Below are 19,798 nucleotides of genomic sequence, written 5' to 3'. Positions count from 1 at the left end.
AGCATGAGCAGCCAACTGCGGATTTCCGTCGGCCAGCACTCCGACAAGGGGCGCAAGGAGGTCAACCAGGACTTCCACGGCCTGTGCATTCCCGACGAACCCCAGCTCTCCACCAAGGGCATCGCCATCGCCCTGGCCGACGGCATCGGCAGCAGCGCCGTCAGCCATATCGCCAGCGAAGCGGCGGTGAGCAGCTTCCTCGAAGACTACTACTGCACCTCCGACGCCTGGTCGGTGAAGAAGTCCGCCTGGCGCGTGCTGATGGCCGCCAACTCCTGGCTGCACGCACAGACGCGGCAGAGCCAGTACCGCTACGACATGGACCGTGGCTACGTCTGCACTCTCAGCGCCCTGGTACTCAAGGCCACCACCGCGCACCTGTTCCACGCCGGCGACACTCGCATCCAGCGCCTGCGCGACGGCGCCCTGGAACGCCTGACCGAGGACCACCGCCTGTGGGTCTCGCGTGACACCAGCTACCTGAGCCGCGCCCTCGGCGTAGGCCCGCACCTGGAGCTGGACTACCGCCAACTGGCCCTGGAGCCGGGCGACATCTTCCTGCTGACCAGCGATGGCGTGCACGAGTACCTCGAACCAGCCGCCATGGCCGCCCTGATCCGCGCCTATGGCGACGACCTGGACGGCGCCGCCCGCACCCTGGTGCAGCAGGCCTACTCGCGCGGCAGCGACGACAACCTCACCGTGCAGCTGGTGCGCATCGACCAGCTGCCGCGCCAGGATGCCGGCGAGCTGCAGCAACGGGTCGGCGACCTGGCCCTGCCGCCGCTGCTGCAGGCGCGCATGGAGTTCGACGGCTACCGCATCGTGCGCGAGATCCACGCCAGTAGCCGCAGCCACGTGTACCTGGCGCTGGACGGCAAGACGCCGGTGGCGCTCAAGGCCCCGGCCACCGAACTGCAGCACGACCGCGCGCACCTGGAGCGGCTGCTGACCGAGGAATGGATCGCCCGCCGCATCGACAGTGCGCACGTGCTCAAGGCCCCGGCACAGACCCGCCGGCGCAGCTACCTGTACAGCGTCACCGAGTACATCGAGGGGCAGACCCTGCGCCAGTGGATGGTCGACAACCCCCGGCCGGGCGTAGAAAAGGTGCGCGACCTGGTCGAGCAGATCGCCCGTGGCCTGCAGGCCTTCCACCGCCTGGAGATGCTGCACCAGGACCTGCGCCCGGATAACCTGCTGATCGACGCCACCGGCACCGTCAGGCTGATCGACTTCGGCTCGGCGCGGGTCGCCGGCCTCAGCGAGCAGGCCCCGCAGCGCGTGCAGAACCCGCTGCCGGGCACCCTGCAGTACATGGCTCCGGAATACTTCATCGGCGAGGCCGGCTCGCCACGCTCGGACCTGTTCTCCCTGGCCGTGATCGCCTACCAGCTGCTGAGCGGCCGTCTGCCCTACGGCGCCGAAGTCGCCAAGTGCCGCAACCGCGCCGAGCAACTGCGCCTGGTCTATCACTCGGTGCAGGATGCCGAGCGCAGCATCCCGCCCTGGATCGACGAGGTGCTGCGCAAGGCCCTGCACCCCGACCCGAACCGCCGCCACGCCGAGCTCTCCGAGTTCATCCACGACCTGCGCCAGCCCAGCGCCGAATACCTCGACCGCGCCCGCCCGCCACTGCTGGAACGCAACCCGCTGCTGTTTTGGCGTGGCGCAAGCCTGATCCTGGCCGTTCTGCTCGCCTGGCAGCTGCTTGCTCATTGATCGCGGCAGACCAACACGCCCTCACCCCCGGCCCCTCTCCCGAAGGTAGCGGGTGGCTGACGTCCAAAGCCTCGGACATATATCCCCTCTCCCCCGGGAGAGGGTTAGGGTGAGGGACCGTTGATGGCCTCGCCCACGAAACTTGTTCCACCCCGCCATGGCGCCTTACCATCCGGGCACCTTCACGCCGAGCCACGCCATGCGCGAACGCACCATCGCCAGCCACTTCGTCCGCGCCGCCTTGCGCGGTGCCGACCGCCAGGGCTACGACTACGCCGCCCTGCTGCGCGAAGTGGGCATCCAGCCGGCGCTGCTCGAAGAACCGCGCGCACGCCTGGCCCCCGAACAGTTCACCCGCCTGCTGCAAGGCCTGTGGGCGCTGCTCGACGATGAGTACATGGGCTTCGGCGCCATCCCCAGCAAGCGCGGCACCTTCGCCATGATGTGCCACGCCATCATCCACTGCCACAGCCTGGAAAAGGCCCTGGTGCGCGGCATGCTGTTCTACGGCCTGTTCCCCGACGCGCCGCGGGTGCAACTGCAGCGCGAGGGCGAATGGGTGCGCCTGACCCTGGACAGCTCGGCTCTGTGGGACCCGGACCACTTCCTCACCGAGAGCCTGCTGGTGATCTGGCACCGCCTCGGCAGCTGGCTGATCGGCCAGCGCATCCGCCTGGAAGAAGCCAGCTTCGCCCACCCCGAGCCATCGCACAGCGCCGAGTACGACCTGTTGTTCCCCTGCCCGCGCCGCTTCGACGCCACATACACCGGCCTGCTGTTCCACAGCCGCTACCTAGGCATGCCGCTGCTGCAGGACGAACGCACGCTCAAGCAGTTCCTCGAACACTCGCCGGCCGACCTGCTGGCCCGTCCGGATGGCGGCGACAGCCTGACCAGCCGCATCCGCCGCCTGCTCGGCCGCGACTGTGCGCACTGGCCGGACCTGGAGAGCGTCGCCGTGCAGCTGCACATCAGCCCGCAGACCCTGCGCCGCCACCTGCGCGAGGAAGGCAGCAGCTTTCAGGAACTCAAGGACCACCTGCGCCGCGACCTGGCGATCTACCACCTGGGTCGCGACGAGCTGTCGATCCAGGACCTGGCCGAACAGCTCGGCTTCTCCGAGCCCTCGGCCTTCCATCGGGCCTTCAAGAAGTGGACCGGGCTGACACCTGGAGCCTATCGAGCACAGGAGGGCTGACTCGCACAGCCCCGATCTCGCCAGCTTCCACCAAGCCAGAACTGCCGCCCCTTCGCCACCAGACCAGCCGATGACCACACCCCTGCAGATCGACCGCAACACCGGCCACGTGCACGTGGCGGGCAGCCTTATCACCCCCGCCACCACGCCTGAGCAACTGGGCGCCGGCTTCCAGATCGGCGACTCGCGCCCGGTGCTGATCGGCGACCGCGAGGTGCCCTGCCGCTTCGCCCGCATCGGCCTGCAGGAAGGCCGCCTGGGCATCGACCTGAGCCTGCGCTTCGAGTCGGAGCAACTGGTCAGCCTGTTCATCGAACTAACCGACCCGAGCATCCCGACCGGTTCCGACGACGACTTCTACGCCTCCATCCCCCTGCGGGAAAAGCTGCACCAACGCTGGCTGGGCGAGCAGCTGGGCAAGCTGGACAAGCTGGACGGTACACTCGCCCTCTTCCCCTGGGGCACCACCGGCGTCGCCCGCGACAAGAGCGAGAACGTCTTCATCTACCTGCATAATCGCAACAACAGCTGGGTGTTCGGCGACTGAACTCCTGATACAACACCGCATGGATGCGCGATGAAAATAAAGAAGCCCCGCAAACGCCACCTGCTTCTGGCCCTGCTGCTCGCCTGGCTGATCGCCCCCGAATGGCTGCGCGTACCGGTACAGGGCGCCACCGCTCGTGACTGGAACCAGCAGAGCTTCTGGTTCGAACCCTGGGGCCGCTCCGGCGTGCACAAGGGCATCGACATATTCGCCCGCAAAGGCACCCCGGTAGTGGCCCCAACCTACGGCCTGGTGCTATTCCGCGGCGAGATCGACATGGGCGGCAAGGTCGTCTTGATGCTTGGCCCTAAATGGCGCCTGCACTATTTCGCCCACCTCGACGACTACAGCGCCCTGCCCGGCCAACCGGTACTAGCCGGCAGCCACATCGGCAGCGTCGGCGACACCGGCAACGCCCGCGGCAAACCACCCCACCTGCACTACACCATCCTCAGCCTGCTGCCCCATCCGTGGCGTTGGGATAGCAGCACTCAGGGCTGGAAGAAGATGTTCTACCTCGACCCAAACAAGGCGTTGGGTGGTGCACGTGAAGAACCGTAGACAGCTGGAAAACAAGCCAGTAGCGTCGGCTGCAAGTCAGCAAACTGCTGGCATCGGGTCTTGCCGCTCTCGTGTCGCTTTTCCACCTGGCTGCTGTCGCGTTTGGCAAGGCAGTGGCTTGGCGAAACAAGGGCTTGCAAGATGACAAGGAACGTTATCCGACACTCGTTCGGATGTTATGCGACAGCTATGTCGCCTAATAATAGTTAGACGCCAAGAGAACTTATGCCGAACCCCACAGAACGCATCATACTAATTGAGTCCCTCAGTGAGTTCCTGCAATCCACCGTGGGGCACAAAGTAGAAATTGCCGAGTCCATCACACACGACACTCAGAGGGGGCACGATCGTCATTGTTCCACACAATCGTGCATCCAATTCAGTGTCGAGAATTTCCAATGGGCAATAAGTGGCGGAAATTTAATCATTTCTGGACCCAAACCAACTCAGTACTCAATCAGCCCAGGCCAATTGAGTTCAGTGGAAATCCAGAATAATTTCGCGAAAATTACAGAGCGCTTCGAGGCTCATACTGAAAGACTCACCACCTTCAAACTGCTTAGCTCGTGAAGGCGTCTAACAATGCGCTCAAAGCGCTCACTCCGTTCGCTGGGACCGGCGAAGCCGGCCCTTTAGCTTAATCGTTAGAAACCATCATGGATAACTGGTACAACACAATCGAATACCAAATCCATATCGCCGAAAAACTAGAGGCGCTTGGAGAAACAAAGTACAACCGCGAAGCTTATGAGTTCGCGCTTGAGGCATACCAGTGTGCGCCTGAATATCATGAAAATATTCCCGCGCCGTCTCCTAATCTTGGGCTCACCTACCATGTAAGCGCCTTCAATTTCGCACACTGCTATGTCCTTCACGCAAAGGAAGTTTTTGAAGCTCCCAAAGAAACGCTGAGCTCTTGGGGCATATCTTCATCAATGGATATTGGTGAAATTGTTTATGGCTTAGTCCGTATTGGCTTGCTGGACCAAAGCCCCGAAGACAAAAAAGAGCAGTTTGAAGGCTTATTTTTAATCAACGATGTGCTGTGATGCCTTCTAACTACTGGTTCAAGCCGCTCGCTTCGCTCACTCGGGACCGGCTAAAGCCGGCCCCTTAACCAAACGTTAGCCACCATGAAGCATTTAATCCGCATGAGTATGAATTTTTACATTGCACTAATAAGCGCAATGTTGCTCGCTGGGTGTGCGAACAATTCAGGAAATCCCATTCCATGGAAAGAGGAAGAAATATCCGGCCTATCACTGCAGCTTGTAGCCATCGTAAAAGTCCAAAACTTCAAATTTGACGCAGAAGGCTATGTTGCCGCCACTGTCGGCACTGCATTCGCAGTGGCAGCACCAGAGTACGAATGGCGAATTTCCGACGGTAAGTTACAAATTTACAACGAAGCAAAACTCGTAGAGCAGCTCACTCTCCTAGAGCAAACAGCTACTCATGTAAAAGTCATTAGCATTTCTGGAGAGGTTGTAGAGTACAAAATAACTAGATCGAAGCACGGCTAACAAATGGTTCAAGTCGTTCGCTTCGCTCACTGCGGGACCGGCTAAAGCCGGCCCCTTAACCAAACGTTATGTTCCTCAGCAAGGACGCTTGAATTGCTTATAGAACATTGCCCAATCTGCGGATTCGGACCCTTCCAAGAGGCATATCAGAACTCGGACGAGATCCGATATAGTTTTGATATCTGTCCATGCTGCGGTTGTGAGTATGGTTACGACGACTCGGAGTCTTACTATCAACAGTGGGCTTCAGCAGGCTTCAAATGGTTCAATCCTGAGCTCAAGCCTGAAGGTTGGAGCATTAAGTCCCAGTTGGTTCACCAAATTAGACCTTGGCCTCCTCGTGGCGAAGAAACATAACAACTGGTTCAAGTCGCTCGCTTCGCTCACTCGGGACCGGCTAAAGCCGGCCCCTTAACCAAACGTTAAACGAAGTGGCGCGATCAGTGCGTTTTCAACCGAGAGTACATGATGATCACCAGTTTAAGAATTAACCTTAAAAACACTGCTGGCATGCTGGCGGTTTCTTTATTGTCAGGCTGCGTAACACCTATTAATCCTGAAGATCTAAAATCGCCAAAAGAAATAACCTGTATAGATTTAAAAGAGCCGATTGTTCTTAATTACTACGACCAATGGACAACCAGATTTGAAAAAGGCCCTTATTGGTCTGAAAAAATAGACGCGAATGGAACCTACTATCGCGCCCCACCAGGTGGCATATCGGTTACAGACGAAAATGGAGGTGGCTTCCCTGGACAACCCACAACTTCAGATGGGGGATTTTATGTCCCTAATAAGGCAAATGAACCAGTTAAGCTCTATGCTTATTTCTCCACAAAGCCAGCCCCTGTGCAGCCCTACCCAAACGGAACAGATTGTTCCACCTTGGGGTATGTAAGAGATCCTTCTACATCAAAAGTTGACCTCGTCTCTTTCGCAGCTGGAGGAGCTATCGGTGGTGCAACTGGCGGCTTAATAGCCCGAGGTGTTTCTGGCTCTGGAAATATGAGTTATGGGCAAGCTGCAGGTGCTGGTGCGGCAGGCGGTCTGATTGGAGGAGTAATAATTGCTGCCATGATAAACTCCGATGTTGGCAAGATAAAGCCATTGCAGCCGCCAGTTACAAGCACGCAATATCTAGGCAAATTCAATGACATTTCATCCAACGAAGTAACTATAAAAGAAGCAACATCGCTAGCTCTGCCTAAAAAATATTGAGCGCTTTGCTTTACAGAATAAAACTCTGTTCCCAGTATTCGTCTAACAACAGGTTCAAATTGCTCGCTCCGCTCGCTGAGACCGGCAAAGCCGGCCCCTTAACCAAACGTTAGGCAGCTGGAGAATGTTCAATGCAGCTCCACATCGTTCACACCGAAACCAATATGCTGTTCTCAAAGCACCCCTACACGTCTTGGCGTGAGATTCAGGACGAGTACGAGAGTTATAAGACTTCACTCGGCCCTTGGGAGCATGACAAAGTAATCGAGTATTTGACGGAAGAATATCCAAGTATCTCCCCTTCGGCTCAAGAGCAGGTCGCTGCCTTTCTTGCGGAGGCTTGTACTGCCAAGGTACTTACGTTTCACACACAGCAGCCAGCCACCTAACAATGCGCTCAACTGCCGCTCACTTCGTTCGCTGGACAGCCAAAAGCTACGCTTTTGTCTGCCCGTTAGCTTAATCGTTAGGGGCCACCCATGCTCTCAACCGAAACATTAGCTTTCCTAGAGGAATTAGGGCGGCGTTCACATTCAGCGTATCCTGAAGGTGGCCTCCTCTATACATATCTAGAAGCCGCAAACCAAGCACACTCACGCTTTCGCCCTTGCTCCGCTGATGAGCAACGCATTAGCCAGCCTCAGCTTCATGCGCTGGGCGGTTTTCTGCAGTCATCCCAAGGTGAATACACCATTACTGAGGTAAAGCCAGGATTCGTATCCTTGGCTGAGCAGCTCATGCAGCTTCTCAACCAAGATCTGAATTTCAGTCAGGCCACCTGGGCATTTGAAGATGATGGAGATTCCATGGGTGCAAAGCTGGAGTTCGCTCGCCAATCTGATAATCGCTTCTTCTCCCTGGAGCTGTTCTGGTCTATAGATTAGCCCCTAACAACTCGTTCAAGGCCGACGCCTTCGGCGCGGCCTTAACTCCAACGTTAGATTACCAACCCATGAAACTCATCAAACTCCTACTTGGCGCCCTGTTTTTTCATTGCATTGTGCGGCTCAGGCATGATGCTCACTGTCCTTTTTCTTGGTTTTTCTGATGGACACATCAACACTCGCTCACTGGGGTCTCTTTTCATTTCTGCCGGGGTATTTTTCACCTCATCCATACTTTTGCATTATCTCTCACGAACAACCCCAGAGAGCCCACCGAGCGAAATTTCCAAAAAAATCAAATCCCGAAAATTAAAGCTTCAGCTGCTAGTAATTAGTCTCATAATAGTTTTCATCGTAGCTATACCGTTTATTTCTAGTGCTACAAATCACACGCGCCTTGCAGCATCCATCATTTCCGGCCTGTTTTTTGGGCTTTACGCACTGCTTGCTCTGAGGTTATGGCGCTGCCCCGCATGCGAGCATCAACTTCCTTTTATGAATCGATACAAAGATCGACAATCAATAAAGATCTGCCCAAGCTGCAACGCTCAGCTCCAGTAATCTAACAACTGGTTCAAGCTGTTCGCTCTGCTCACTCGGGACCTGCTAAAGCCGGCCCCTTAGATTAATCGTAAGGGCCCACTAACTCATGCGCATACCAGCCCTGATCATCATTGATATGCAGCGTGGCATGCAGGAGCCATCAGCAGGCGCTCGCAACAATCCTCAAGCGGAGCAGGCAATCGCAACGACGCTCAAGGCATGGCGAGAGGCGAAGGCGCCTATCGTGCATGTGCGTCATATCTCGCGCACACACGGCTCTCCGTTCTGGCCTGGGCAATCTGGCGTCGAGTTCCAGGAGCAGCTGCAGCCACTGGCTACCGAGCACGTGGTTGAGAAGAATGTCCCGGATGCATTCATCAACTCGGGGCTCGAGCGCTGGCTTCGCGCGAGAGGTATCGAGGCCGTTGCAATCGTGGGTGTCAGCACCAACAACTCGGTCGAGGCTACGGCTCGTACGGCTGGCAATCTCGGCTTCGCTACATACGTCGCTGCCGATGCAACGTTTGCCTTCGCCAAAGCCGACTACAACGGCGTTATGCGTAGCGCCGAGGCCGTACACGCGATGGCTCTGGCAAACCTCAACGGCGAGTACGCCACGGTGGTCACCTCCAGCGAACTACGAGATTTGCTCTAGCCATGAGTGAACAAGCGGCTCTCGACATCTTCGGCCCCGCGGCGGCCCTTGCGTCGCTGGAAGATATTGAAAGCCTGATCCTGAACAACCCTGCGAACCCGATGCTGCGCACACAGGCTGCGGCATTCGGCCTGTCGCTCGCGGCCGTTCAAACCGTAGGTGTAACCGGCTTCTTCGAAGACGCTCGCCATGTGGTGGACGCGGTCGCCAGGGCGAAGGCTCGCATGGACATCGCTGCGTGGCATTCCCTGGAGGTGGTGCGGACCACGGCGGCGGTGCTCCTTGCTGCGCAGTTGTTCCTGGATGAGCAGACCATTGCCTGTACGGAATGGCCAGCCCCTGGCGAGGTGGCAGCGGCGGTACTGGAGTCCGCTCGCCGCGCGGTGGAGGTCTGATCCTTGCCCAGAGCCGCGCTGTTGCTCATCAAGATCGCCCTCAGCCTGCCTATCGCCTATGGCTTGGCCTACCCCTTCCTGCATCCAGACGCAGGTGGCGGCATCCTCAAGGAAGTGGAGATGCTTGGCCCGGTCGGCAGCCTGATCGCGGTGCTGCTGTTCCTGATCCTGGTGGCGCTCTACTGCCGCGACCTGCAGCGCGCGCTGGCGCTGGTGCGACCCGAGGCGCGCAAGGCGAAGCCGCGTAGCGTGTGGCTGATGTTCCTGTTGCCGTACAACTTCATCGAGGACTTCTTCATCGTCGCCAATGTGGCCACCTCGCTGCGTGAAGAGGCACGACACAACGAGCAGCTGAAGTTGCCGCGCGATGTAGGGCTGGTCAGTGGCTGGGGCTGGTGTGCGGCGCAGGTGGTCTCGCTGATTCCCCATGCGCTCGGTTCGGCGGCCGGTCTGTTGGCGATTGTGCTGTGGGTGGTGCATTGGCGCTTCGTGCGCAGCGCCAATGCCGGGCTAGCGACGCAGCAGCCTGATCACGGCGAATAGCCAGCGCTGCCAACCCGCGTCCGCCGAGGTGATGACCCGCTGCGCGGCGGCATAGCGCCAGGCCCAGTGCAGCGCCTTCTTCAAGCTGCGCATAGGGCTGGTCTTGTCGCGATAGGCCACCTCGGCCAGCAGGCCCATGGCCTGCTCGTTGCCCGCGTCGGCGGCCTGCAGCAGATACTCCTCCGCCAGCTCCCACTCCACCGGCTCGCTGCTCAGCAGCAGTTCCCCGACGAAGGCCTGCAATGCTGCCACCGGTGCCCGCGGCGCAGCCTCGCCGTGGTATTCGAGAAACTGCAGGGCGTGGTGCAGCGCCTCCTCCCACAGCGCAGCCGCCGCGTCGGCTTCACCCAGCTGCTCCGCCTCGGCGGCCAGCAGCCGCACCAGTGCCTCGGTCGCTGCCGCGTGGCCGTCGGCCGAGGCGCTGCGCCACAGCTCGCGGGCACGCGTGGTGTCCGCCGTGCAGCCCAGCCCCTGCTGCCAGCACTGGCCCAGTAGATACAGGCTTTCGGCATGCTCTGGCTGGTGGTGACCGCTGTACAGCTGCACCCGTTCCAGCGCCTCGAAGGCGCGCTTGGCATCGGGTTCGCCGGCCGCCGGATCGAGCCACAGACGACCGACGCAGAGCAGCAGGCGCCCGGTCTCGTCGAGCTGCGGATCGGCGGCCAAGCCCTGCTCGACCCAGCTGCGCGCCTGCCGCAGATCGCCGTGCCCCTGCACAGCCAGCTCGACCAGGTGCAGCCAGGCCGCGGCAGAGGGTTGGCCCGCGACCTCGCCCAAGCCACAGGCGTTGCGCGCCCACTGATAGGCCAGCTCGGCGTCGGCGCTATGCCGGGACAGCGCCAGGGCGGCGTCCAGGTCGCCCTGGCGATAGCGGCGCCGCCACTCCGGCTCCGCCTCGACCAGGGGCCGGCCCGGAACGATGAACACCGCTCGTGCAGGGCCTGCTGCGCTCACGACCAGGGCCTCGACTGCCTCGCCACGGCCCCAGGCCGCCTGCAACTGCTCGCGCTCGCTGCTCCACAGATGCGCGTAATGCAGCTCGGTTTGGCCCAGCAGGCCGATGCAGCGCTCGGCAAACGCCGGCTGGCCGTCGGCGTTCCACAACCGCAGGTTGAATCTGTCGGCTATTCCCTCCTCCTCGGCGAAGCTCAGCAGCACGGGCCGGCCGCAGACATGCAGCACGTCGACTCCGGCATGCCACCCCGGCAGCGCGGGCATGCGCCGCGCGACGTCCCACAGCTGGCAACGCTCCTGCTCGTCCTGCAGGCGCAGCCAATGCAGATTGCCGTTACCGATGGGCTCGATCTGCCAAGGGCCTGGCGGCACTATCTGCCGCCCCGCCTCGTCGATCACCCCGCAGCCCTGGGCGCTGCGCACGCGGATCAGCAGGCGCGACTGCTGCGCATCACCGCCGGCCACGTAGCTGGCCAGGTCGCCGTCTTCCGGCTCGGCACTGCGGCGCAACTCGTCCTCTGCCAAGGCAGCCGCGCCGGGACCGACACCCAGTGGCTCGATATCGTCGTAGTCGCAGGCGATGCGCCAGTCGCCCAGGCTGGGCAGCAGGCCCTGGCGACCATCGCGCACAACCCGATAAATGCCTTCGGCGGCGCAGGCATGCTGGTACGGCTCATAGCAGTCCACCTCGTCCCACTCGCAGGCCACCGCCAGCACACCGGCGGCGTTGACCCAGCCCTGCCGGCCGGACTGCCACACGCGCCAGCCGCGCTGGTCGTGTTCCTCACGAAACTCGACACGCTCGAATACGCAGGGCTGCAGCGGGCGGCAGCCGCTGTCGATCAGCCCCCAGCGGTCCTGCTCGACCACCCAGGCCACGCCCGGTGCGTCGAACAGCCCAGCGCTGCCGAACGGGCGGGTCTGCTGGTAGCGCGGCTCCTGCAGCACGCTGCCGCGGTCATCGAGGTAGCCGAGCAAAGCGCCTTCGCGCACGCGCAGCAGGCCGTTGCATTCGCGGCGCAGCTCCTCGTGCACCGGCGGCACGCGCCAATCGCGCGCCTCGATATCCAGCAAACCCTGGCGCCCGTTCAGGCTGGCTACACAGAAATCGCCCGCCGCCGAATCGACCACTGCATCGAACTGCGGGGCGAACAGCAGCTCCGCCTGCGGCTCGATCTGCAGCAGGCCCCACAGGTCACCCTGCCTGACCCAGACCCGCACGTAGCTGTAGGCATCGGGGCGTATCTCCTGCCACTGCGGCGGCACATGCCAGCTGCCGTCCTCGGCCAGCAGGCCCACCAGCCCGTCGTGCTCATGGGCGCGGAAATTGTGTTGCTGCCAAGGGTCATGGGGCTCCGCCTGCGCTTCACGGAAGTCGGCGAACGAAACGGCCTGCGCGGCAAATTCGCAGGCATGGCCCAGTTCCTGGAAATACGGGTGCTCGAAGCTGTCCAGGCCGAAGCCGCGACACCAGTCCTGCAGGTCTTCGAAATCCACCACCAGGGTGATCTCGTGCAGTTCGAGCGGGTCGCCGGCCTGCACCAGGTCCAGGCGCGAATCGGCGTTCCAGCGCCAGAACTCGATGCGCGATGGCACGTTCTGGTCGAAGGGCCCGGACAGGGCATCCAGATCGCCTTGCAGCCACAGCTGCGACAGCGGGCGATCGAACTGTTGCGCAACCTGCTCGATGTACTCGGCCACCGCCGCCAGGTGCACGCCGAGCGCCGGCACCCGGTGGAACTGCGGATGCTCGGCAATGAACGCGCAGAACTGCTGCCAGTGGTCCAGCGCCTGATCGAGGGCGACACGCAGGCCCTGACGCGGCGTCTCGACGCCCACCTCCGGCGCAGTGATAGCCGGCACCACCATGGCCCTAGCCAGGAGCAGGCACCAGAGCGGCGAGACCCGGCCCTGCCGGTCCAGAACCATCGAGCCGTCGTCCGAGCCGAGATGCAGCCAGGCGGTGCTGGCCGCTGCAGAATCCATTGCGTTCATGACGTCCATCGCTGCGGGAAAACCAGCGCCGATTCTAGCGTTGCCCGCCGAGGGGAAACGGACCCATCCGACAGCTTCGTGCTCTGCCCAGCCGAGGCGGCCGCAGCCATGCCCGGTCGCGCATTGATGGCGCCGACCCAACACTTATCGCAGCAGACTGCGAGCGCCGCCCTGCACAAGAGCGGCGCTTTGCAATAGCCTTGGCGTGCCTTCGCCACGGACTCCCGCCATGTTCAAGAACAGCTTCCACTCCATCGCCACCACCTGGCTGGCCGGCCTGCTCGCCCTGCTGCCGCTGGCCCTGTCGCTTGCCCTGCTGGGTTGGGTGGTGAGCCTGCTGAATGGCCTGGTCGGCCCCTCCAGCATGGTCGGCAAACTGTTCGCCGAACTCGGCCAGCCCTTTGTCAGCAGCCAGGAACTGGCCTGGCTGCTCGGCACCCTGGTGCTGCTGGTGGCGCTTTACCCGCTCGGCCTGGCCGTGCAGCTCGGTCTCAAGGGCCCGCTGAGCCGGCTGTTCAGCTACACCCTGCGGCGCATCCCGCTGATCGGCCCGCTATATGGCCTGGCCGATCGTTTCGTCGGCCTGCTCGACAAGAAGGAAGACGCCGACCTGGCGGCCATGAGCCCGGTCTGGTGCTTCTTCGGCGGCGACGGCACCGCCGTGCTGGCCCTGCTGCCCAACCCGCAGCCGATCGAGATCGACGGCCGCGCCTACCACGCCATCCTGGTGCCCACCGCGCCGGTGCCGGTGGGCGGCGGTCTGCTCTACGTGCCGGTGGAATGGGTCAAGCCGGCGGAGATGGGCATGGACAGGTTCACCAGCATCTACGTCTCGATGGGCATCACCCCGCCGGGCCCGAGCAAGGCGGCCACTGCCTGATGACCCTGCGCGTCTCCCTGGTTCGCGATGGCTCGCTGCTAACACCTGCGCAGGCCGATGAGCCGTTACCCTGGTGGAGCTTCGGCAAGACGGTGATCGCGGCCGCCGCCCTGTCCCTGGTGCGCGACGGCCTGCTGGAGTTGGACGAGGCAGTCGCCGAAGGCCCCTTCACCCTGCGCCAGCTGCTGCGCCACGAGGCCGGCCTGGCGGACTACGGCGAGCTCGCCAATTACCACGCCGCCGTTGCCCACAACGAGGCTCCCTGGCCGGTCGAGGAGATGCTGCAGCGCCTCGACGCCAGCCGCCTGCGCTACCCGCCAGGCACCGGCTGGCGCTACTCGAATGTCGGCTATCTGTACGTGACGCGGCTGATCGAGCGGACCACCGACCTGTCCTTCGGCGAGGCGCTGCAACAGCGCGTGCTGGCGCCACTGGGCGTGGCCCAGGTGCGCCTGGCACGGACGCGCGCCGACTGGGGCGTGGGCGCACCGCCCGCCTACGATCCGGCCTGGGTCTACCACGGCCTGCTGGTCGGCCCGCTGGACCAGGCGGCGCTGCTGCTGGATCGCCTGCTGGGCGGCGATTTCCTGCCCGCGCCACTGCTTGCGCAGATGCAGACGCCATACCTGCTCGGCGGCCCGCTCGCCGGTCGGCCCTGGGTCGCGCCCGGCTACGGCCTGGGCCTGATGCAGGGCCCGGATGCCAGTGGCCTGTACCTGCACGGCCATACCGGCGGCGGACCGGGCAGCGTGGTGGCGGTGTACCGCAGCGCCACGGCGAGTTGCGCCGTGTTCGCCGAAGGCAGCAACCAGGGCGCCGTCGAGGCCGAGGTGGTGCGCCAGCTGCGAGCCAGCGCAGACCGGTAAGCTGGCGGGCCAGAACCGCCGCCCCTGCGCCGCTGTCGATGCATAACCGATCCGGGCTGGCTAGGCTTGCCCCTTCACCTTTCAGGAGATTCCCATGCGCACCCTGCTGACCGCTCTGCTGCTGTGTTGCAGCCCTCTCGCCCTGGCCGCCGTGCAGACTAAGGAGATTCCCTACACCAGCGCCGACGGCACGCGCCTGATCGGCTACCACGCCTGGGACGACGCCATCGAGGGCAAGCGCCCCGGGGTGATCGTGGTGCATGAGTGGTGGGGCCTGAACGACTACGCCAAGCGCCGCGCCCGCGACCTCGCCGCCCTCGGCTACAGCGCCCTGGCCGTGGACATGTATGGCGAGGGCAAGCACACCCAGCATCCCAAGGACGCCGGCGCCTTCATGCAGGCGGTGATGGCCGACCCGGCCACACCGCGTGCGCGCTTCCAGGCCGGGCTGGACCTGCTCAAGGCACAGCCACAGACCGACGCCCAGCGGCTCGCCGCCATCGGCTACTGCTTCGGTGGCCGCGTGGTGCTGGACATGGCCCGCCAGGGCCTGCCGCTGGCCGCCGTGGTGAGCTTCCACGGCGCGCTGGTCACCGACACCCCGGCCAAGCCCGGCAGCGTCAAGGCCAAGGTGCTGGTGGAGCATGGCGCGGCGGACAGCTTCATCACGCCGCAGCAGATCGCCGCGTTCAAGGCCGAGATGGACCAGGCCGGCGCCGACTACCGCTTCGTCGAGCTGCCCGGCGCCAAGCATGGCTTCAGCAACCCGGATGCCGACGCGCACAAGGGCCATGGTCTGGACCTCGGCTACCAGAAAGAGGCTGACCAACGCTCCTGGGCCGATATGCAGCAGTTGCTGAAACAGGTTTTCTGAGCAAAAAAAACGGGAGTCCCGAAGGACTCCCGCACTCGATCAGTAGAGTAAAACCACGGTGGCGACAGGCCTGCCGTGGCTACAACCTCACCAGCGTCCACATGGAACGCATGTCCCAATCTGTCACAAAACAAGCGCTTGCTCTGTAGCGCTTCGTTATCGTCGTGCAAAGAAATGTAAACGGCTGGCCCGCCCACCCCGGCCACGGCAGAATGCCGGCCATGACTTCGCACATCCCGCCCTTCTGCCAGCTGCTGCTGGAACCCGCGCCGCTACAGCTGCCGGGCGCCCGCCTAGTGCGCGCCAGCTTCGATCCTGCGCACCTGGCAGCCGAGGACTTCCCACGCTGCGCCATTGAGCCGGTGCGCGGCGTGGCCAAGCGCCAGGGCGAATACCTGGCCGGCCGCCTGTGCGCCCGCGAGGCCCTGCGCCAGCTGTGCGGCCAGGCCCTGGTGCCGGGCCGCGACGAGGAAGGCGTGCCGATCTGGCCGGCCGGCGTGGTCGGTTCGATCACCCACGGTGCCGGCCAGGCCGCCGCGATGGTCGCCTCGCGCCAGGATTGGCAGGGCCTGGGCCTGGACCTGGAGAAACAGCTGAGCGCCGAGCGCGCGGCCAAGCTGGCGGGCGAGATTCTCACCCCCGCCGAAATGGAGCGCGCCGCAGGGCTGGAGCCGGAGGCCTTCGCCCGGTGGGTGACCCTGACCTTCTCGCTCAAGGAGAGCCTGTTCAAGGCCCTCTACCCGCTGGTGCTGACCCGCTTCTACTTCCACGACGCCGAGCTGCTGGAAGTCCAAGGCGAGCAGGCTCGTCTGCGCCTACTGCTCGACCTGCACGCCGACTGGCCACGCGGCAGCGAGCTGGGCGGACGCTTCGCCGAGTTCGACGGCTATCTGCTGAGCCTGGTGGCTATCGCGACCTAGACCGTGCCTCCCCCTCCCACCAGTGGAAGAGGGAAAAATCAGCTCCGCAGTAGCCCGGATGCAATCCGGGATGGCGGCACAGCCGAGCAACGCTCCCGGATTGCATCCGGGCTACGCCCCTACGAGTCGCCTGGACGTCCCTCACCCCCGCCCCTCTCCCAAAGGGAGAGGGGGTTCTACGCCAGCTCCGCCCGCAGCTGCCGCGCCGCCGCCACCATGTTGACCAGCGCCGCCTCGGTCTCAGGCCAGCCGCGGGTCTTCAGACCGCAGTCCGGGTTGACCCACAGTCGCTCGGCCGGCACGCGCTGGGCGGCCTTGCGCATCAGGCGGACCATCTCGGCGCTGTCCGGCACCCGTGGCGAGTGGATGTCGTACACACCGGGGCCGATCTCGTTGGGGTACTCGAAGCGCTCGAAGGCGTCGAGCAGCTCCATGTCCGAGCGCGAGGTCTCGATGGTGATCACGTCGGCATCCATGGCGGCGATGGATTCGATCACGTCGTTGAACTCGCTGTAGCACATGTGGGTGTGGATCTGCGTCTCGTCGCGCACGCCCGAGGCGGTCAGGCGGAAGGCTTCGGTGGCCCAGTCCAGGTAGCCCTGCCACTGGGCGCGGCGCAGCGGCAGGCCCTCGCGGAAGGCCGCCTCGTCGATCTGGATGACCTTGATGCCGGCCGCTTCCAGGTCGACCACCTCGTCGCGGATGGCTAGCGCCAGCTGGCGCGCCTGCTGCTCGCGGGAGATGTCGTCACGCGGGAAGGACCACATCAGCATGGTCACCGGGCCGGTCAGCATGCCCTTCATCAGCTTGTCGGTGCAGCGCTGGGCGTACTCGATCCAGGACACGGTCATGGCCTGTGGGCGCGACAGATCGCCATAGATCAGCGCCGGTTTCACGCAGCGCGAGCCGTAGCTCTGCACCCAGCCGAAGCGGGTGAAGGCGTAGCCGTCGAGCTGCTCGGCGAAGTACTCGACCATGTCGTTGCGCTCGGCCTCGCCATGCACCAGCACATCCAGGCCCAGCTGCTCCTGGATGCTCACGGCGTGGCGGATCTCGCTGTGCATGGCCTCGGTGTACTCGGCAGCGGACAGCTTGCCGGCCTTGAACGACTGGCGCGCCAGGCGGATGGCTGGGGTCTGCGGGAAGGAGCCTATGGTGGTGGTGGGGAACGGCGGCAGGTCGAGCCGCGCGCGCTGCCTGGCGATGCGCGCGGCGAACGGCGACTGGCGCTGGCTGTCGGCGGCAGTGATAGCGGCCAGACGCGCCTGCACGGCCGGTTTGTGGATACGTGGCGACTGCGCCCGACTGGCCTGCACCGCGCTGCTCGCGGCCAGCGCGGCCTGCACCTCGGCGGACTGCGGCTCGCGCAGGGCCTGGGCCAGCACGGCGACCTCCTGGCACTTCTGCACGGCGAAGGCCAGCCAGCTCTTCAGCTCGGCATCCAGCTTGTCTTCGCGGCCCAGGTCGACCGGGCTGTGCAGCAGCGAGCAGCTCGGCGCCACCCACAGTCGCGAGCCCAGGCGCTCATGGGCCTGCTGCAGCACGGCCAGGGCAGCCTGCAGATCGGTGCGCCAGATGTTGCGGCCGTTGACCACGCCCAGCGACAGCACCTTGTAGGAAGGCAGGCGGTCGAGGATGGCGGGGAACTGCTCCGGGGCGCGCACCAGGTCGATGTGCAGGCCATCCACCGGCAGGCTGGCGGCCAGGCCGAGGTTGTCTTCCAGGCCGGCGAAGTAGGTGGCGATCAGCTTCTTCAGCGGCTCCTTCTGCAGCAGGTTGTAGGCACGCTCGAAGGCATTCTTCCAGGCCTGCGGCAGGTCGAGGGCGAGGATCGGCTCGTCGATCTGCACCCACTCGATGCCCTGGGCGGCCAAGCGCTGGAGGATCTCGCCGTAGACCGGTAGCAGACGTTCGAGCAGTTCGAGTCTGTCGAAGTCGCTGCCCTTCTCCTTGCCCAGCCACAGGTAGGTCAGCGGGCCGATCAACACCGGCTTGAGGTTGTGGCCCAGGGCCTTGCCCTCCTCCACTTCCTCGAACAGTTGCTCCCAGCTCAGGGCGAACTGCTGGTGGGCTGAGAATTCGGGGACCAGATAGTGGTAGTTGGTATCGAACCACTTCGTCATCTCCTGGGCATGGGCACCGCCGCAACAGTTGTGCGTAACGCCTCGCGCCATACCGAACAAGGTGTCCAGGGTCGGCTTGGCGCCGTGCACATGGAAGCGCTCGGGAATCACACCGAAGGTCAGCGAGTGGGTCAGCACCTGGTCGTACCAGGCGAAGTCGCCCACCGGCAGCAGCTCGATGCCGGCGTCCTTCTGCAGCTGCCAGTGGGTGGCGCGCAGCTCGCGGCCCACGGCGCGCAGGCCGCTCTCGTCCAGCTCGCCCTTCCAGTAGGCCTCCAGAGCCTTCTTCAGCTCGCGGTCGCGGCCGATGCGCGGGAAGCCGAGGTTGTGTGCCAGTGCCATCTGTCCATCTCCAGTGTTCGTCAATGGCGCACATTCTCGACAGCGAAGGCATCATGAGACAAACTCAACCTATTCGTGATGATCACAAGTTTCATTCATTGAGATTCGCTCATGTTGGAATTGCGCCACCTCAAGACCCTGCACGCCCTGCGTGAGACCGACAGCCTGGTGGAGGCCGCCGAGCGCCTGCACCTGACCCAGTCGGCCCTGTCCCACCAGTTCAAGGAACTGGAGGAGCGTCTGGGCATGCAGCTGTTCGTGCGCAAGACCAAGCCGGTGCGCTTCACCAGCGCCGGCCTGCGCCTGCTGCAGCTGGCCGACAGCCTGTTGCCGCAGCTGCGTGCGGCGGAGCGCGATATGGCGCGCCTGGCCGGTGGCACCGCAGGGCGCCTGCATATGGCCATCGAATGCCACAGCTGCTTCCAGTGGCTGATGCCGACCATCGACCAGTTCCGCGACGCCTGGCCGGAAGTAGAGCTGGACCTGGCCTCGGGCTTCTCCTTCGCCCCGCTGCCGGCCCTGGCCCGTGGCGACCTGGACCTGGTGGTGACCTCCGACCCGGTGGACCTGCCCGGCATCACATACGTGCCGCTGTTCACCTACGAGGCGCAGCTGGCGGTAGCCAACCAGCACCCCCTGGCCAGCCGCTCCTACATAGTCGCCGAGGACCTGGAGAAGGAAACCCTGATCACCTACCCGGTGGAGCGCGACCGTCTGGACATCTTCACCCGCTTCCTCGAGCCGGCCGACGTGGAGCCGGCGCAGGTGCGCACCTCGGAGCTGACGGTGATGATGATGCAGCTGGTGGCCAGCGGCCGTGGCGTGTGCAGCCTGCCCAACTGGGCACTGCACGAATACAGCTCGCGCGGCTATGTCACCGCCAAGCGCCTGGGCGAGCGCGGTCTGTTCGCCACCCTGCAGGCCGGCATCCGCAGCGACATGCTCGATGCGCCGTTCATGCGCGACTTCCTGCTCACCGCCAAGGACACCTCCTTCGCCACTCTGGCCGGGGTCAGCGCCGCACGCGGTTGAAGCGAGGCGGCAGGACGGCGCCG

The 19,798-nt window shown here is 63.6% G+C and carries 19 protein-coding genes; 17 read left to right on the top strand and 2 right to left on the bottom strand.

The window, feature by feature from the left end:
• The first annotated feature begins 3 nt into the window (after positions 1-3).
• The 12 genes from FFS62_RS04380 (at position 4) to FFS62_RS04325 (ending at position 9,789) form a co-directional block, all read left to right on the top strand.
• Entirely contained in the window at positions 4-1,722 is a 1,719-nt protein-coding gene (locus tag FFS62_RS04380; RefSeq protein WP_137971579.1) for a bifunctional protein-serine/threonine kinase/phosphatase, read from the top strand.
• 199 nt (positions 1,723-1,921) lie between these two features.
• Positions 1,922-2,920: an AraC family transcriptional regulator gene (locus FFS62_RS04375; RefSeq protein ID WP_137971578.1), complete on the top strand. Its 999-nt coding sequence runs from the start codon at positions 1,922-1,924 to the stop codon at positions 2,918-2,920.
• 70 nt (positions 2,921-2,990) lie between these two features.
• Positions 2,991-3,467: a hypothetical protein gene (locus FFS62_RS04370; protein ID WP_137971577.1), complete on the top strand. Its 477-nt coding sequence runs from the start codon at positions 2,991-2,993 to the stop codon at positions 3,465-3,467.
• A gap of 36 nt (positions 3,468-3,503) precedes the next feature.
• Positions 3,504-4,028, top strand: a complete 525-nt coding sequence (locus FFS62_RS04365; RefSeq protein ID WP_137972225.1) for a M23 family metallopeptidase — start codon at positions 3,504-3,506, stop codon at positions 4,026-4,028.
• Between the two features lie 656 nt (positions 4,029-4,684).
• Positions 4,685-5,077 carry a hypothetical protein gene (locus FFS62_RS04360; RefSeq protein WP_137971576.1) on the top strand — a complete coding sequence of 131 codons (393 nt, stop codon included), beginning with the start codon at positions 4,685-4,687 and terminating at the stop codon, positions 5,075-5,077.
• Between the two features lie 84 nt (positions 5,078-5,161).
• Positions 5,162-5,551: a hypothetical protein gene (locus FFS62_RS04355; protein ID WP_137971575.1), complete on the top strand. Its 390-nt coding sequence runs from the start codon at positions 5,162-5,164 to the stop codon at positions 5,549-5,551.
• A 465-nt stretch (positions 5,552-6,016) separates the two neighbouring features.
• A complete protein-coding gene (locus FFS62_RS04350; RefSeq protein WP_137971574.1) occupies positions 6,017-6,769 on the top strand; it encodes a hypothetical protein in 753 nt (250 codons plus the stop codon).
• A 131-nt stretch (positions 6,770-6,900) separates the two neighbouring features.
• Positions 6,901-7,158 (top strand): hypothetical protein, encoded by a 258-nt coding sequence (locus tag FFS62_RS04345; protein WP_137971573.1) that lies wholly within the window; start codon positions 6,901-6,903, stop codon positions 7,156-7,158.
• 90 nt (positions 7,159-7,248) lie between these two features.
• The gene (locus FFS62_RS04340) at positions 7,249-7,653 is read left to right on the top strand and encodes a hypothetical protein (RefSeq protein WP_137971572.1); all 405 of its coding nucleotides are present in this window, start codon (positions 7,249-7,251) and stop codon (positions 7,651-7,653) included.
• Positions 7,654-8,302: 649 nt separating this feature from the next.
• Positions 8,303-8,851 carry a cysteine hydrolase family protein gene (locus FFS62_RS04335; protein ID WP_137971571.1) on the top strand — a complete coding sequence of 183 codons (549 nt, stop codon included), beginning with the start codon at positions 8,303-8,305 and terminating at the stop codon, positions 8,849-8,851.
• 2 nt (positions 8,852-8,853) lie between these two features.
• Positions 8,854-9,246: a hypothetical protein gene (locus FFS62_RS04330; protein WP_137971570.1), complete on the top strand. Its 393-nt coding sequence runs from the start codon at positions 8,854-8,856 to the stop codon at positions 9,244-9,246.
• Between the two features lie 21 nt (positions 9,247-9,267).
• A complete protein-coding gene (locus tag FFS62_RS04325; RefSeq protein ID WP_137971569.1) occupies positions 9,268-9,789 on the top strand; it encodes a hypothetical protein in 522 nt (173 codons plus the stop codon).
• Here FFS62_RS04325 and FFS62_RS04320 read toward each other — a convergent pair.
• Positions 9,757-12,738 (bottom strand): hypothetical protein, encoded by a 2,982-nt coding sequence (locus FFS62_RS04320; protein ID WP_137971568.1) that lies wholly within the window; start codon positions 12,736-12,738, stop codon positions 9,757-9,759. The two genes, FFS62_RS04325 and FFS62_RS04320, sit on opposite strands and share 33 nt — an antisense overlap.
• A 229-nt stretch (positions 12,739-12,967) precedes the next feature.
• Between FFS62_RS04320 and FFS62_RS04315 the strand changes: the two genes are divergently transcribed.
• From FFS62_RS04315 to FFS62_RS04300, 4 genes are all read left to right on the top strand, one after another.
• The gene (locus FFS62_RS04315) at positions 12,968-13,618 is read left to right on the top strand and encodes a DUF502 domain-containing protein (protein WP_137971567.1); all 651 of its coding nucleotides are present in this window, start codon (positions 12,968-12,970) and stop codon (positions 13,616-13,618) included.
• Positions 13,618-14,484: a serine hydrolase domain-containing protein gene (locus FFS62_RS04310; RefSeq protein ID WP_171016263.1), complete on the top strand. Its 867-nt coding sequence runs from the start codon at positions 13,618-13,620 to the stop codon at positions 14,482-14,484. The genes FFS62_RS04315 and FFS62_RS04310 overlap by 1 nt, the downstream gene beginning before the upstream one ends.
• A gap of 94 nt (positions 14,485-14,578) precedes the next feature.
• Positions 14,579-15,358, top strand: a complete 780-nt coding sequence (locus FFS62_RS04305; protein ID WP_137971566.1) for a dienelactone hydrolase family protein — start codon at positions 14,579-14,581, stop codon at positions 15,356-15,358.
• Positions 15,359-15,579: 221 nt separating this feature from the next.
• The gene (locus tag FFS62_RS04300) at positions 15,580-16,278 is read left to right on the top strand and encodes a 4'-phosphopantetheinyl transferase (RefSeq protein WP_256662111.1); all 699 of its coding nucleotides are present in this window, start codon (positions 15,580-15,582) and stop codon (positions 16,276-16,278) included.
• A gap of 176 nt (positions 16,279-16,454) precedes the next feature.
• Here FFS62_RS04300 and metE read toward each other — a convergent pair whose 3' ends face one another.
• Positions 16,455-18,743: a 5-methyltetrahydropteroyltriglutamate--homocysteine S-methyltransferase gene (metE, locus tag FFS62_RS04295; RefSeq protein WP_137971564.1), complete on the bottom strand. Its 2,289-nt coding sequence runs from the start codon at positions 18,741-18,743 to the stop codon at positions 16,455-16,457.
• A 111-nt stretch (positions 18,744-18,854) separates the two neighbouring features.
• On the opposite strand from metE, the gene metR reads away from it, so the two are divergent.
• Positions 18,855-19,775, top strand: coding sequence for a transcriptional regulator MetR (gene metR, locus FFS62_RS04290; RefSeq protein ID WP_137971563.1), 921 nt, complete (start codon positions 18,855-18,857; stop codon positions 19,773-19,775).
• Positions 19,776-19,798 lie beyond the last annotated feature (23 nt).

This window comes from Pseudomonas sp. F(2018) (genome assembly GCF_005508865.1).
In the GTDB taxonomy this organism is placed as follows: domain Bacteria; phylum Pseudomonadota; class Gammaproteobacteria; order Pseudomonadales; family Pseudomonadaceae; genus Aquipseudomonas.
Note: the sequence above shows the minus strand (reverse complement) of the source record. Positions and strands in the feature narration are given on the sequence as shown.

Bases quoted from the DNA above. Each gene is read 5' to 3' on its own strand.
- FFS62_RS04335 (WP_137971571.1), top strand. From the start codon at position 8,303: ATGCGCATACCAGCCCTGATCATCATTGATATGCAGCGTGGCATGCAG.
- metR (WP_137971563.1), top strand. From the start codon at position 18,855: ATGTTGGAATTGCGCCACCTCAAGACCCTGCACGCCCTGCGTGAGACC.
- FFS62_RS04355 (WP_137971575.1), top strand. From the start codon at position 5,162: ATGAAGCATTTAATCCGCATGAGTATGAATTTTTACATTGCACTAATA.
- FFS62_RS04340 (WP_137971572.1), top strand. From the start codon at position 7,249: ATGCTCTCAACCGAAACATTAGCTTTCCTAGAGGAATTAGGGCGGCGT.
- FFS62_RS04320 (WP_137971568.1), bottom strand. From the start codon at position 12,738: ATGAACGCAATGGATTCTGCAGCGGCCAGCACCGCCTGGCTGCATCTC.
- FFS62_RS04330 (WP_137971570.1), top strand. From the start codon at position 8,854: ATGAGTGAACAAGCGGCTCTCGACATCTTCGGCCCCGCGGCGGCCCTT.
- FFS62_RS04350 (WP_137971574.1), top strand. From the start codon at position 6,017: ATGATGATCACCAGTTTAAGAATTAACCTTAAAAACACTGCTGGCATG.
- FFS62_RS04380 (WP_137971579.1), top strand. From the start codon at position 4: ATGAGCAGCCAACTGCGGATTTCCGTCGGCCAGCACTCCGACAAGGGG.
- FFS62_RS04300 (WP_256662111.1), top strand. From the start codon at position 15,580: ATGACTTCGCACATCCCGCCCTTCTGCCAGCTGCTGCTGGAACCCGCG.
- FFS62_RS04345 (WP_137971573.1), top strand. From the start codon at position 6,901: ATGCAGCTCCACATCGTTCACACCGAAACCAATATGCTGTTCTCAAAG.
- FFS62_RS04305 (WP_137971566.1), top strand. From the start codon at position 14,579: ATGCGCACCCTGCTGACCGCTCTGCTGCTGTGTTGCAGCCCTCTCGCC.
- FFS62_RS04315 (WP_137971567.1), top strand. From the start codon at position 12,968: ATGTTCAAGAACAGCTTCCACTCCATCGCCACCACCTGGCTGGCCGGC.
- FFS62_RS04370 (WP_137971577.1), top strand. From the start codon at position 2,991: ATGACCACACCCCTGCAGATCGACCGCAACACCGGCCACGTGCACGTG.
- FFS62_RS04310 (WP_171016263.1), top strand. From the start codon at position 13,618: ATGACCCTGCGCGTCTCCCTGGTTCGCGATGGCTCGCTGCTAACACCT.
- FFS62_RS04360 (WP_137971576.1), top strand. From the start codon at position 4,685: ATGGATAACTGGTACAACACAATCGAATACCAAATCCATATCGCCGAA.
- metE (WP_137971564.1), bottom strand. From the start codon at position 18,743: ATGGCACTGGCACACAACCTCGGCTTCCCGCGCATCGGCCGCGACCGC.
- FFS62_RS04375 (WP_137971578.1), top strand. From the start codon at position 1,922: ATGCGCGAACGCACCATCGCCAGCCACTTCGTCCGCGCCGCCTTGCGC.